15 protein-coding genes are annotated in these 13,247 nt (G+C 64.4%); 11 read left to right on the forward strand and 4 right to left on the reverse strand.

From position 1 onward, the window contains the following. The first annotated feature begins 108 nt into the window (after nt 1–108). From NKI64_RS25575 to NKI64_RS25625, 11 genes are all read left to right on the forward strand, one after another. Complete coding sequence (locus NKI64_RS25575) at nt 109–312, forward strand: hypothetical protein (RefSeq protein ID WP_023668776.1); 204 nt, start codon at nt 109–111, stop codon at nt 310–312. A 2-nt stretch (nt 313–314) separates the two neighbouring features. Continuing rightward, a complete protein-coding gene (locus tag NKI64_RS25580; protein WP_023711246.1) occupies nt 315–1,427 on the forward strand; it encodes an ABC transporter ATP-binding protein in 1,113 nt (370 codons plus the stop codon). After that, nucleotides 1,420–2,433, forward strand: a complete 1,014-nt coding sequence (locus NKI64_RS25585; RefSeq protein WP_023711247.1) for an ABC transporter ATP-binding protein — start codon at nt 1,420–1,422, stop codon at nt 2,431–2,433. Before NKI64_RS25580 ends, NKI64_RS25585 begins: the two co-directional genes overlap by 8 nt. A 60-nt stretch (nt 2,434–2,493) precedes the next feature. Next, entirely contained in the window at nt 2,494–4,137 is a 1,644-nt protein-coding gene (locus NKI64_RS25590) for a dihydroxyacetone kinase subunit DhaK (RefSeq protein ID WP_352670816.1), read from the forward strand. 70 nt (nt 4,138–4,207) lie between these two features. Beyond that, complete coding sequence (gene dhaL / locus NKI64_RS25595; RefSeq protein WP_023806153.1) at nt 4,208–4,810, forward strand: dihydroxyacetone kinase subunit DhaL; 603 nt, start codon at nt 4,208–4,210, stop codon at nt 4,808–4,810. Further along, nucleotides 4,807–5,196, forward strand: a complete 390-nt coding sequence (gene dhaM / locus NKI64_RS25600) for a dihydroxyacetone kinase phosphoryl donor subunit DhaM (protein WP_023725850.1) — start codon at nt 4,807–4,809, stop codon at nt 5,194–5,196. Before dhaL ends, dhaM begins: the two co-directional genes overlap by 4 nt. A gap of 21 nt (nt 5,197–5,217) precedes the next feature. After that, a complete protein-coding gene (locus NKI64_RS25605) occupies nt 5,218–5,520 on the forward strand; it encodes an HPr family phosphocarrier protein (RefSeq protein WP_023684207.1) in 303 nt (100 codons plus the stop codon). Next, entirely contained in the window at nt 5,504–7,090 is a 1,587-nt protein-coding gene (ptsP, locus tag NKI64_RS25610; protein WP_352670821.1) for a phosphoenolpyruvate--protein phosphotransferase, read from the forward strand. Before NKI64_RS25605 ends, ptsP begins: the two co-directional genes overlap by 17 nt. A gap of 10 nt (nt 7,091–7,100) precedes the next feature. Beyond that, nucleotides 7,101–7,526: a hypothetical protein gene (locus NKI64_RS25615; protein WP_023668784.1), complete on the forward strand. Its 426-nt coding sequence runs from the start codon at nt 7,101–7,103 to the stop codon at nt 7,524–7,526. 22 nt (nt 7,527–7,548) lie between these two features. After that, a complete protein-coding gene (dhaK, locus tag NKI64_RS25620; RefSeq protein ID WP_023694188.1) occupies nt 7,549–8,535 on the forward strand; it encodes a dihydroxyacetone kinase subunit DhaK in 987 nt (328 codons plus the stop codon). 448 nt (nt 8,536–8,983) lie between these two features. Then, entirely contained in the window at nt 8,984–10,009 is a 1,026-nt protein-coding gene (locus NKI64_RS25625) for a nucleotidyltransferase family protein (protein ID WP_023668787.1), read from the forward strand. An 8-nt stretch (nt 10,010–10,017) separates the two neighbouring features. On the opposite strand, the gene NKI64_RS25630 is transcribed toward NKI64_RS25625, so the two are convergent. The 4 genes from NKI64_RS25630 to NKI64_RS25645 all read right to left on the reverse strand — a co-directional run bounded on the left by NKI64_RS25630 (nt 10,018) and on the right by NKI64_RS25645 (nt 13,074). Further along, entirely contained in the window at nt 10,018–11,013 is a 996-nt protein-coding gene (locus tag NKI64_RS25630; protein ID WP_023694189.1) for a phosphoenolpyruvate carboxykinase (ATP), read from the reverse strand. After that, nucleotides 11,010–11,444 carry a lasso peptide biosynthesis B2 protein gene (locus NKI64_RS25635; protein WP_023668789.1) on the reverse strand — a complete coding sequence of 145 codons (435 nt, stop codon included), beginning with the start codon at nt 11,442–11,444 and terminating at the stop codon, nt 11,010–11,012. Before NKI64_RS25635 ends, NKI64_RS25630 begins: the two co-directional genes overlap by 4 nt. Further along, entirely contained in the window at nt 11,444–11,731 is a 288-nt protein-coding gene (locus tag NKI64_RS25640) for a PqqD family protein (RefSeq protein ID WP_023684213.1), read from the reverse strand. Before NKI64_RS25640 ends, NKI64_RS25635 begins: the two co-directional genes overlap by 1 nt. A 545-nt stretch (nt 11,732–12,276) precedes the next feature. Beyond that, nucleotides 12,277–13,074, reverse strand: a complete 798-nt coding sequence (locus NKI64_RS25645) for a DUF2259 domain-containing protein (protein WP_023689998.1) — start codon at nt 13,072–13,074, stop codon at nt 12,277–12,279. Nucleotides 13,075–13,247 lie beyond the last annotated feature (173 nt).

Consider the following 13,247-nt stretch of genomic DNA (forward strand, 5'->3'; position numbering starts at 1 on the left):
CTCTCCCTCCGGAGGGGGGAGAGGTGGCGCTGCGAAGCAGCGACGGAGTGGGGGAACCACCTGGCAACCGTCTCGCCCCGTTACCGGGCAGAAGGAAGGGAGCTACGCATGACGCGCCCAGCCATCTCCAAAAAGTCATCCTGGCCTCGCTGGGCCCGGCGCGGCCTCATGGAAAATATCGCCACGACGCTGATCGCCATTGGATTCCTGATGCTGTTCCAGCCCTTCGCGCTGGCGCTCTACACCTACTCCTTCATCACCATGCTCGCCGGCACGGTGATGTTCATCATCGTCTCGAAATTCCCGGAATAATCATGGCCGAAATCCGCGTCCAACATTTGGGAAAGGCCTTCGGCGATTTCGTCGCCGTGCAGGATTCCAGCTTCGTCGTCGAGGATGGCGAGTTCTTCGTGATGCTTGGGCCGTCAGGCTGCGGCAAGACGACGACGCTGCGCATGATCGCCGGGCTCGAACTGCCGACCGGCGGCCAGATCCTGCTCGGCGGCGAGGATGTCACCATGCGCCGGGCGCGGGAGCGCGACATTGCCTTCGTGTTCCAGCTGTTCGCGCTCTATCCGCATATGAATGTGCGCAAGAACATCGGCTTCCCGCTGCTGGCGCAAGGCATGCCGTCCGCCGAGATCCGCCAGCGGGTCGAAGAGACGGCCAAGCTTTTGCGCATCGACCACCTGCTCAACAAATCGGTCTCAGGGCTTGCCGGCGGCGACCGCCAGCGGGTCGCGCTCGGCCGTGCCATCGTGCGGCGGCCAAAGTGTTTTCTGATGGACGAGCCGCTCGGCACGCTCGACACCGAATTCCGCGATCTGATGGTGCATGAGTTGCGCGAGCTGCACAACCGCATCCACGCCACCACCGTCTATGTCACGCACGACCAGATGGAAGCGATGTCGATGGCCGACAAGATCGCCGTCATGAACCATGGCGTCATCGAACAGTTCGGCAGCCCGCGCGAAATCTACGACCGCCCGGCAACCATGTTCGTCGCCGACTTCATCGGCTCGCCGCCGATGAATTTCCTGGGCTTCGGTGGCGGGCTGGCGAAGGGGGCGAAGGAAATCGTCGTCCAGGGCGCCAAGGTGGCGGTGCCGGAAGTGCGCGAGGAAATTGCGCCCGCCGACATGGCGCTCGGCATCCGTCCCGAGCACATCCGTTTCGACGATGCGTCGAAACTGCGCGGCGCCATCTACGGCACCGAATATCTCGGCACGACGCAGATCGTGGCGGTGGAGACGGCGGACGGCATCATCAAGGCGCGGGTGCCGGCCGAAATCCGGCTCGCTGCCGGCGATCATGTCGGCCTGATGTTGAACAGCGCGCGGCTGTCACTCTTCGACAAGGGATCGGGCCGCGCCGTGCGCACCGCTGTTCACGATACCGCCTCTCAAGGGAGAGCGCAGCATGGCTGACGTGCACATCAAGGGCGTGACCAAAAGCTTCGGCGACCATGTCGCCGTCGATGGCCTCGACCTTAACATCGCCGATGGCGAATTCGTCGTGCTGCTCGGTCCCACAGGCGCCGGCAAGACGACGACGCTGAGATTGATCGCCGGACTGGAGCGGCCGGATGGCGGCACGATCCATATTGGCGGCCACGATGCGACGACGCTGTCGCCGGCCGAGCGCGACACCGCCTTCGTGTTCCAGCAATATTCGCTCTACCCGCATCTGTCAGTCTACGACAACCTCGCCTTCCCGCTGCGCTCGCCGGCGCGGAAAGTACCGGAGGACCAGATTCGCCGCCGCGTCGAAGAGGTCGCAAGGATGGTGCGCATCCACCACAAGCTCGCCAACCGCTCGACCAAACTGTCGGGCGGCGAGATGCAGCGCGTCGCCATCGGCCGAGCGTTGGTGCGCAAACCGTCGATCTATCTGATGGACGAACCGCTGTCGTCGCTGGATGCCAAATTGCGCGCCGATCTCAGGCTCGAACTCAAGCGCATCCAGGCCGAACTCGGCGCCACCATGCTCTATGTCACGCACGACCAGATCGAGGCGATGACCATGGCCGATCGCATCGGGATCCTCAATGACGGCGTGCTGGTGCAGATCGGCACGCCGCGCACAATCTATTCGGAGCCGGCCAACCTTCATGTCGCGGCCCGCCTCGGCCAGCCGGCGATCAACCTGCTGCCGGCCGGGCTGCTGCCTGATGGTGGGGCGCCGACCGGAACCAAGACCATCGGCGCGCGCACCGAGCATCTGTCGATCGAGAAGGCCGCAAACGGCCATGCCGAAGGCGTCGTCGACTGGGTCGAACATCTCGGGGACCAGAACCATCTGCATGTTACGGTCGGCCCAAAGAAACTGGTGACGCTCACCGACCCCGATACGGATCTGGCCGAGGGCGACAAAGTGGTGATCCGCTACCGCTCGCCGCTGTATTTCGGCGCCGACGGACAACGACTGATGTGACGGTTTCGGCGGTCTAGACGCCGGCTTCTGACTGACGATTGCGAATACGGGACGAACTCGATGAAGCACTTTTTCAACCGCAGGGAAACGATCGTCACCGAGGCGCTGGATGGCCTGTTGCGGACCATCGGGTCCGGCGATCTCGCGCGCCTCGACGGTTACCCCGAGATCAAGGTCGTGCTGCGCGCCGACTGGGACAAGGCGAAAGTTGCCGTCGTCTCCGGTGGCGGCGCCGGACACGAACCGTCCCATGCCGGCTTTGTGGGCAAGGGCATGCTGACGGCGGCGGTTTCGGGCGAGATCTTTGCCTCGCCCAGCGTCGAGGCGGTGCTGGCGGCGATCCGCGCGGTGACCGGCCCCGCCGGCTGCCTGCTGATCGTCAAGAACTACACCGGCGACCGGCTCAATTTCGGCCTGGCGGCCGAGAAGGCGCGCGCCGAGGGGTTTCGCGTCGAGATGGCGATCGTTGCCGACGACATCGCCCTGCCGGGTATCAACCAGCCGCGCGGCGTCGCCGGCACCTTGTTCGTGCACAAGATCGCCGGCCATTTGTCGGAGACCGGTCAGGACTTGGCAGCCGTTGCTACAGCCGCTCGCGCGGCGGCGAAGGACATCGTCTCGCTCGGCATGTCGCTGTCGTCCTGCTCGATCCCCGGCCAGCCACATGAAGAGCGGTTCGGCGAAAATGACGGCGAACTCGGCCTCGGCATCCATGGCGAGCCGGGCGTCGAGCGCATCGCGGTGCAAAGCGCCGACAAGCTGGTGGCGATCATGGCGGAGCGGCTGGCCGCGCGGCTCGACCCGAACGCCAGCCACGCGTTGCTCATCAACAATCTCGGCTCGGTGCCGCCGCTTGAGATGTCGCTGGTCGCCAATGCCGTGCTGGCCTCGCCGCTGGCCAAGACCGTCAAACTTGCGATCGGCCCCGGACCGCTGATGACGGCGCTCAACATGAACGGCTTTTCGCTGTCGCTGATCAAGCTCGATGCGGCGCGCGAGGCAGCCTTGCTGGCGCCTGTCGGCCCACATGCCTGGATGCCGGCCAAAACCGTCGTCGCGCCGGCTATCGTGCCTATGGCGAAAGCGGCTGGAAACAGCGCAGCCCAAAAGGCCAGTCAGGGTCCCGGTACCAGGCGTTTGATCGTCACGGTCTGCGAACGGCTGATCGAGCTCGAAGAGACACTGAACGGGCTCGACGCCAAGGCGGGCGACGGCGATACCGGTTCGACGGTGGCGACCGGCGCGCGCAGCGTGCTGGAGAAGCTCGACACGCTTCCGCTTGCCGATCCCGCCGCCACGCTTGCGGCGGTGGGCGATGCTCTGGGCGTGGCCATGGGCGGCTCCTCAGGCGTGCTGCTGTCGATCTTCTTCACCGCGGCGGCGCAGGCTTCGAATACTGGTGCGACCCTGTCCAGGGCGCTGCTGGCCGGGCTTGACCGGATGACCTTCTACGGCGGCGCCAGGGTCGGCGACCGCACCATGGTCGATGCCCTTGAGCCGGCGCTGAAGGCGCTCGACGCCAAGGGGCTGGATGCCGCGGCGACCGCGGCGAGGCACGGCGCCGAGGCGACCGCGGCCATGGAGAAGGCGAAGGCCGGCCGCTCCGCCTATGTCGGCACCAAATTGCAAGGCGTGGCCGACCCTGGCGCCCATGCCGTGGCCGAAGTGTTCGCGGCCGCCGCCGCGCTGCATGCAGCGGCCTGACGGCATGCTTCGATTGTCGAATGAGAATTCTTTCGATACTGCCGGCAGGATCGAAACCGGGAATCTGGACATGGCAGCGTTCGACCTTGCCAGGCTGATCACCGCCGCCGCGGACACGATCGCCGCTCACTCGGAAGAGTTGACCGCGCTCGACCAGGCGATCGGCGACGGTGACCATGGACTGAACATGAAGCGCGGCTTCGAGGCTGTGCGCGCCGATGCCGGGGCGTTCGCTGCAAAGCCGCTGCCCGAGGCGCTGAAGGCGATCGGCACCAAGCTGGTGATGACGGTCGGCGGCGCGTCCGGGCCGCTGTTCGGCACATTGTTCCTGGCGCTGGGCAAGGAGATTTCAGGAGAGCCGGATCGCCCCAAGCTGACGGCTGCTTTCGGCAAGGCAATCGAAGCTGTGGCCGCCAGAGGCAAATCCCAGGTTGGTCAAAAGACCATGCTCGATGTGCTGCAACCTGTGCAGGACGCGTTGGTCGAAGGAAAGACGGCCATGGAAATTGCAGATATCGCCGACGTGGCTGCCGAGGCGACCGTGCCGATGAAGGCAACACGCGGTCGCGCCTCATTCCTCGGCGACCGCTCAATCGGTCATATGGATGCCGGCGGACGCTCTGTGGCGCTGCTGGTGCGGACCGTCGCCGAAACCGTCGAGGGCCAAGCATGAGCAATGTCGGCATCGTCATCGTCTCGCATTCGCCGCTGGTTGCCGAAGGCACGGCCGACATGGTGCGGCAGATGGTGGGCGACGAAGTGCCGCTTGCATGGTGCGGCGGAAACGGCCATGGCGGGCTCGGCACCAGCGTCGAAGCGATCATGGGCGCCATCGACAAGGCGTGGTCGGAGGCGGGCGTCGCCATACTGGTCGATCTCGGCGGCGCCGAGACCAATTCGGAAATGGCGGTGGAAATGATCGGCGAGCCGCGGGCGCTCAGGATTATCGTCTGCAACGCGCCGATCGTCGAAGGCGCGGTGATGGCTGCGACGGAGGCGTCCGGCGGGGCCTCGCTGAAGGAAGTGGTGGCGACGGCGCATGAATTGTCGCCGTCGTGAGCGAACGGGAATTTTGACCTGATGTCCGCATTTGCCGAGGCCACCGTCCTGATCACCCACGAGGTAGGTCTGCACGCGCGCCCTTCGGTGAAGTTCACCAAGCTTGCCAAGAGCTTTGCCGCCGAGGTGGAGATTGCGCTTGCCGCCAACGGCCCATGGTTCGACGCCAAGAGCATCGTCAAGGTGATGGCGGCCAGGGCGCCGAAAGGCACCATGCTGCACATCCGGGCCACAGGCGACGGCGCCGATGATGCCGTGAGAGCGCTGGCCGAGCTGGTGCGACGCGGTTTCGACGAGGATGCGGGCCATGCCCGAACCGCTTAGGCTGCAAGGCATTTCGGCCTCGGCCGGCTATGCCGAGGGGCCGTTGTTCAACCTCGACAACGGCACCGCGCACTACACACGGAAGGCGACAGCCGGCGAGGAAAAGGCTGCATTGGAAGCAGCTATCGCCAGTTCGGCTGACCGGCTCGCGACCCTGATTGAAACCGCCGATGAGGAGGCCGCCGGCATTCTCGAATTCCAGCTCGCCATGCTTGAGGACGATGCCCTGACCGGCCCGGCTTTTGCCGCGATCGCGTCCGGCATGCCGGCTGACATGGCCTGGCGACAGGCGCTGGACGCCGAGATCTCCGGCTACGAAACGTCAGACCAGGACTATTTCCGGGCTCGCGCCGCCGATATCAGCGATATCCGCGACCGCGTGCTGCGCGCCCTTACCGAGGAGCAGGAGAGCGCTCCACCAGCCGGCGCCATTCTCTATGGCGAGGACATCGCGCCGACGCGCTTTCTCGAGACCGACTGGAGCACCGGCGGCGGCATCGCGCTGAGGGCCGGCAGCGCCGCCAGCCACGTCGCCATGCTGGCGCGCTCGCGCGGCGTGCCGATGGTGGTGGGGCTTGGCGCTTCGCCGGCTAATCCCGTCGGTCTGGCTCTGCTCGATGCGGAGCATGGCGGTATCGTGCTTTCGCCGACCACGACCGAGATCGAAGCGTTCCACCGGTCCTCGTCCTCGTTTGTGGCACATCGAGACAAGGCCGGAGTCTATCTCGCGAAACCGGCGGTAACCCGGGCCGGGACGACAGTGCGCGTGCAGGTCAACATCGCCGATCCGTCCGAGGTCGACGGCATCGACATTTCGACCTGCGACGGGGTCGGGCTGATGCGCACCGAATTCCTGTTCGGCAAGGCGCCGCCGGACGAGGAGACGCAATACCAGGCCTATCGCAAGGTGCTGGAATGGGCAGGCGACAAGCCGGTGACCATCCGTACCGTCGACGCCGGCGGCGACAAGCCGGTGCCGGGCTTCACCGTCGAGGAGAGCAACCCGTTCCTCGGGCTGCGTGGCATCAGGCTGTCGCTGGCAAGGCCGGAGGTGTTTCGCGTACAGATCCGGGCGCTGCTGCGCGCGGCGGTGCACGGCAATCTGAAGGTGATGTTTCCGATGATCGCCGTCGCGGAGGAATACCAACGCGCCGCCGCTCTGTTCGTGGAGGAGCAGGCCGGGCTTGCCGCGCGCGGCATCGCGCAAAAAATGCCGCCGCTCGGCATCATGGTCGAGGTGCCTTCGGTGGCGATCGCGCCGGAGGCGTTCGCCGATGTCGCCTTCTTCTCGATCGGTTCGAACGATCTGACCCAATATGTAATGGCGGCTGCCCGCGATAACGCAGCCGTGGCGCATCTTAATTCTGTCCGCCATCCCGCCGTGTTGCGGCTGATCGGCTCGGTTGCCGCTTTTGGCCTGCGCGCGAAAATCCCAGTCAGCCTGTGCGGCGATGCCGGCGGCGATCCGGCATCGATCCCGGCACTGCTCGAGGCCGGCCTGCGGGATCTCTCGGTGGCTCCCGCCCAACTCGCCATGGCCAAGGCGGCCATCTCGGATGCATCGGTCTAGGATGACTGAGATGGCCGACAAGACACCAGAAGCCGGCTCCGAAGAGGCGATCCGCGCCTACAAGACGATCCTGTCGCAGGTCATCGACCAGCGACCGTCGGGTATGCGACAACGCCTTGCCGACGCGCTTGGCAAGCACCGCAGCTTCGTCACCCAGATTTCCAGCGCGGCCTATTCGACCCCGATCCCGTCAAAACATCTGCCGGCTATTTTTTCGGTCTGCCATTTCAGTCCGGCCGAGCGCGATCAGTTTCTGGCTGCCTATCATCTGGCGCATCCCGGCAAGATGTCGGTTGCGGCAGGCATGCGCAAGACCCGGCATGTCTCGCTGATCGTGCCCGATTTCGGCGACGACAAGCAGAATGCAGCGCTCGACAAGGCGATCAACGAATTCATCCAGAAGATCACCAGCATCACCGGCAGGAGTGGTGGCTGATCGTGTTGTGTCGGGAGGACACATGAAGAAGTTTATGAATTCCGTCGACACGGTGCTGACCGAAAGCCTCAACGGCTTCGTTGCAGCTCATGCCGACATCCTGGTGCTGGGCGAGGAGCACAAATTCATTCGCCGCAAGGTGATGAAGCCGGGGAAGGTGGCGCTGATCTCGGGCGGCGGTTCCGGCCACGAGCCGTTGCATGCCGGCTTTGTCGGTCACGGCATGCTGGACGCCGCCTGCCCCGGCCAGGTCTTCACCTCGCCAACGCCGGACCAGATACTGGCGGCGGCCGCCGCCGTCGATACCGGCGCCGGCTGCCTGTTCATCGTCAAGAACTATGAAGGCGACGTGATGAATTTCGACATGGCCGGCGAAATGGCCGACGGCGTCCTGCAGGTGGTGATCAATGATGACGTCGCCGTCGAGAATTCGTCCTTTACGACCGGCCGGCGCGGCGTCGCCGGCACGCTGGTGGTGGAGAAGATCGTCGGCGCCGCCGCCGAGCAAGGCATGGCGCTGGCGGATCTCAAGGCGCTCGGCGGTCGCATCAACAGCGCGACGCGTTCGATGGGCGTGGCGCTGACCAGTTGCACGGTGCCGGCGGCCGGCAGGCCGACCTTCGAGATTGGTGATGGCGAGATGGAATTCGGCGTCGGCATTCATGGCGAGCCCGGCCGGCGTCGCGACACGTTGAAAAGCGCCGATGCGATCGCCGAAGAGATTTGCGCCGCGATCCTGGGCGATCTCGGCGACAGGGCGAAAGGCCCGGCACTGTTGTTCATCAACGGCTTTGGCGGCACGCCGCTGATGGAGCTCTATCTGATGTACAACAGCGCCCGAAACATCTTCGAAAAACAGGGCGTGACGGTGACCCGCTCGCTGGTCGGGTCCTACGTGACATCGCTCGACATGGCCGGCTGCTCGATCACGCTGACCATGCTGGATGACGAGGTAACGTCAATGTGGGACGCGCCGGTGCACACAGCCGCGCTGCGCTGGGGACTGTAACGGAGGGGCCTTGCCCATATCCCGAACAGGCGGCTTATGAACTTGCCTTAGCCTGCGGGACCGGACGGACCGTTACCCGCAGTCACGCCGACAGATTGCCCGCCTGCAGCGCGGCTTGCCTTGCGGCCGACCGCTCCGGCTTCATCCAAACCGAAGCCGTAGAAGTCTTATCGCGGTATCGGCAGCGACGGCCCGGCCACCACGCTGGACAACTTTCCTGCCTTGCGCAGCACGGGCGCTTCATACTTTTTCTTGGCCATTCCAAACACCCTTTTCAGTCAAGTGCAAAAGAATGGACCGAAACCGTGGAAAGTCAATTCATGAGCTGGTTCTGCCACCACACGCTGGCTTCATGCATGCTTTTCTGCAACATACGCTCCTCTGAGTTGGTTGTTTGACGCAATTCCGGACGGGAATTGCTGATGTGGGCGAACGCAATCCGGGTTTGATGCTGCCATCTCTTGCGCCTGCCGATGAAAAACTGCTGCTGACCTTCGCCGACCCGGAGGCGACGGTTGCCATTGGCCGTGACGTTGCTGCCGAAAGCTTGCTGGCACTGCTCGCCAATGCCGAGTTCCACGGCGTGCTGCCGATCATGCTGCGCAAGCTCAGCGAGATCGGCGACGCCCAACTGCCTGCGGACGCAGCCTTGCGGCAAAAGCTGTCGGAACTGCGTGATCGCTCGACGCTGGCGACCGGCCAATCGATGCTGCTGCAATATCATGGCGACCGCATCATGAAGGCATTGGCGGCGAAAAATGTTCCGGCCCGCATCGTCAAGGGTCCGGTCTTCGCACGCAAACTTTACCGCCACGCCGCTGACCGGCCGTTCACCGACATCGACATTCTGGTCGAGCCGGCCAGCATCATTGAAGCCAACACGGTGATTGCCGGATGCGGCTTCGAGCTCTGGAGCGGCGAGGCGCAGTCGCAGGATCTGCAGGAGTTCAAGTGGCTGGAGAAGGAGAATACCAGCCTGCTGATCGAACTGCACGGCAACCTGGTGCATGATTCCGGCATGCGGCGGCGGCTGTCGCTGGGCTTTCGCGAATTGCAGATCATCGACGGCAGCGAGGCCGACACGCCGGCCGCGCTGCTGACCATCGCCATTGTCCACGCCGCCGGCGGGCACAAGTTCCACCGGCTGCAGCTTTGCGTCGATGTGCTGCAGGGCGTGCGCGCGCTGCGGTCGCCCGCGGATGAAGACCGGCTTTTCGAGGCGGCGCGCATCAGCGGCATCGAGCTCGAACTGGCGACGGTTCTCAATGTGACGGGGCGGCTGTTTGATGCACCGCGCGCGATCGAACTGGCCGACCGCATCAAGCCCGACCTCTCGATATTTTTGGCCAAATGGCTGATCACCGGCGATACGCTGCTCGGCGTCAATTCCAGGGACAAGATGCATTCGCGCCTGCGCCGCGACGCCTTCCGCTGGATCCAGCGCCTCGCCAGGCCAAAGCCGCATTCTGCCTGAAGTGTGCTTTAGTCCCGCGCCGCCAGCGCCGAGCGGATCAGCGGGGCCGCCTCGGCCGGGTTCGCGCCGACTTCCAGGGTAAATGTCGGGACGGCTTTGACCAGCGTTGCGATGGTTGCCATGCGGCGCTTCTGCGCCGGCAAAAGGCCGGTCATGCCGGTCCTGACATTGTCGGTGGCAAGCGCCACCATGGCGTCTGTCCTGGTCATGGGCACGAGCCGGGTTTGCGCGTCCGCCGAGCGGGCGAGATGAAACAGTGCCGCAACCGGTCTGCCGACAGTTTCCTCGATGCGGATGATCTCGGCGAGACGTTCCAGCGAGACGGCCTGCTCGCCATTGGCGTCCCATTTGTCGCCAAGGCAAGGCGCCACGAAGGGCAGCATTGCCGCGGTGTGGCGGTGGACCTTCACCTTGCGCGGCAAGCCCCAGGCCGTGATGCCGCCACCGGCCAAAACCTTGAGGATCATGGCGTCATCCGAGCACAGGCCGAAACCTTGCGACGCCAGCGCCAGCGACGTCGTTGACTTGCCGGTGCCGCTCGGCGCATGGATCAGCACGAGCGCCTCGCGGCCGGGCAATGTCAGGCCGGCGGTGTGCAGCATGTGCTGGTCGCCGGCATCAAGTGCTGCATCCAGCACCATCATCAGCACCGTCCATTTGACCTTGGCATCGGGATGGACTCGTATCTCGGCCCAGCCTCCATCGGCATTGATCGAGACGGTCTGCAGGCCGGGAAAGACCAGATGAACGGTGCCGCCACCGTCGATCAGCCGGCAATGGCCGTCCTCCGGCACCTCGCCGTCGAAAGCGAGTTTTCCGGCAGGCGATTCCGGTAACTCCCGCGTCTCGACGATGTCGACGCGGAAATCGGGCTCGACCGGCCCGCTCACGCGCAACGTGCCGAGCAAGAGGTCGAAGCTCGGCCAGAGATCGGCCCGCGAGGCCGATATGCTGATGACCTGGCCCTGGAGATCATAGCAGAAGGTGGTCGCCGGACCGGTCAAGCAGCGTGCGCCTTTCCGGCATCGGCGTGATGGCGATAGATCTGCACCATGCCGGGGAGGCTGTCCGAGACCACCGGGCGGCCATCGAGACAGACCCAGCAATGGGCAGACATACGCGGCGCCTGCATCGACTTCGGATCGACGCCGAAGCGCAGATCCGGATCGAAGCCGGCAAAGCGCAGGAAGCGGTGGGCGAGCAGGCCCTCGCGCAGGCATCTGCGGTCGCGCATCAGCCAGGGGTGCCGGACGGTCCGGTTGACGGCAGCGACGATGTAGGCTGACGACAGGCCGCGATAAGGGGTGGGTGCGCTGAGCGGCGCCCATTTCAGCACCGATTCGAAGCTGCGGCGGCCGATCAGGGTCGGCATCAGCCGCGCGCTTGCCCATAAATGGACACGAAACAAAGCGCGCAGGAGAACGCCGTCCACCATCAGGGAGCCGGGTCGGCGAGAATGCCTTCGCTCACCAGTTCGGCGGCCAGCGCCGCCATGTCCTGGTCGAGCGTGCCCTTGTCGACCTCGAACTCGTCAGACAACAGGACGACGATCTGGTCAAGGCTGCGGGCGCCGTCCACCTTGTCGAGAAAGGCTTCGGTGGTGCCGTTGCAGGTGTAAAGCTGGCCGCTGCGCGCCAAGAGCACGACGGCGCCATCGCCGACATGCTGGACCGAGGCGTCGTCCGCCAGCCGCAGAACCATTTCAGAACCGATTTGGGCCATGGAGCCCCTCCACCATTTTCCTGGAGAGCAGATAGCGCGGCGATGCGGGTCTGTCCATTGCGCGGACGAGAGGGAGAACAAGCCGGCCTGACCGTTCTGTGGCAATCCGGCAACGCCACCATCCTCACGACACAGGCAACCGAAGCCTAATGGAGACATCCAATTTCAGATTGTGGTAACTTCCACATCATTCAGAGCCTGAGAACGGGGAAGCACCCCAGAAATAGTCGGTGATTGCGGCTGGGAATCACCGCCGCAAACGGTCAAGCCAGCTATCTCGCAGGGTCAAGGTGTTGCTTTTCTTACCTAAAGTAAGCTATGGAGTCGCGGGGTTTTGGGAGAGCATTGGGTATGCGTTACAACTGGGAGCGGGCGCCGACCGCGTTCGAACGTCATCGAAAAGCGTTGGCAGCCGCCATATTGATTGCGGGTGGCGTCGGGCTGATGCTGGCGGCCTTGCCGCTTTAAGACTGATATCCGACACGAACGCCCTGCTTTCTCCGGGCGCATGAGCTTTTTCTGCCTGCCACAAGACGGGCCGCGGCTTAGCGTGCATGGCCGGTTACGGCGATGAAGCGGCGGTCGCGTCCTTCGAAGCCCTGGCTGAAGCGCTGCACCAGCACCGCCACTACCGCCGGCCTGCCGGGCGGGGTGTATTCGTAGGATTCCGACAGGCTGTAGGAAGTCGGGCAGTTGCGCGAGCCCGGCACGGCCTTGTCCTCGTGCAGCACCTTGAACGGCTTGCCGTCCTGCCCCTGCAGCGACAGGCGGAAGCCGCGCGCCTTGCCCGTCTTGGCGCCTTGAAGTTTCTTTTCGCCCTGAAGTGTCTTGTCGCTCGGAAGAGCCTGGTCGCTTGGCTTGGCGTCATCGAAGCTTGCCGAGCAGTCCGTCTTGCTGTCGGCCAAAATCTCATCGAGCTGGATGGTCGAAATCTGTGTTTCGCCATAGAACGGCGACAGCCATTTCTGCGCGGCCTGCTCGAGGCGGGAAATGTCGTTGTACTCGACCGTGTCGTCCGGGAAGGTGAACCTGTCGGAGGCCGTGCGCGTGCCGCGCTCGGCGATGCCGTATTTGGCCAGGATTGGCGCGGCCTGCTTTGCGGCCTGCGCCCGTGCCTGCTCCACCGTCGTGGTCGCCTCTTCCGATTCGTCGAGGACAAGGATCGGCTTGCCGCCGACGAACTCGTCTGTGCTTGTGTCGATGATGTCGATCTGCGACCAGCCGGAAACGGCAGCGTCGAGCTCGCCATATTGCTCGAAGGCGAAATATTTGCCGTCGGGGGAAAAGCCGATGATGCGCCGCGCGGCGGCATCGCCGGCCTGGGCGGCGGAAACGATCGTCAACAGCAGCGCTGCTCCAACGGCAGATCCAACCCCGTATCGTACCGTCATTGCGCGCCCTGCCCCGATTTCAAACCCGGCCATGGTGCCTGCAATTTATGGCCAAGGCGAGATCGGCCAAGCGCCAAATTTCGGGAAAGACATGGCATTTGGGGAAAGACGTGGCCGGGAAAACC

The organism is Mesorhizobium sp. M0478, from assembly GCF_040321305.1.
Lineage (GTDB): Bacteria > Pseudomonadota > Alphaproteobacteria > Rhizobiales > Rhizobiaceae > Mesorhizobium.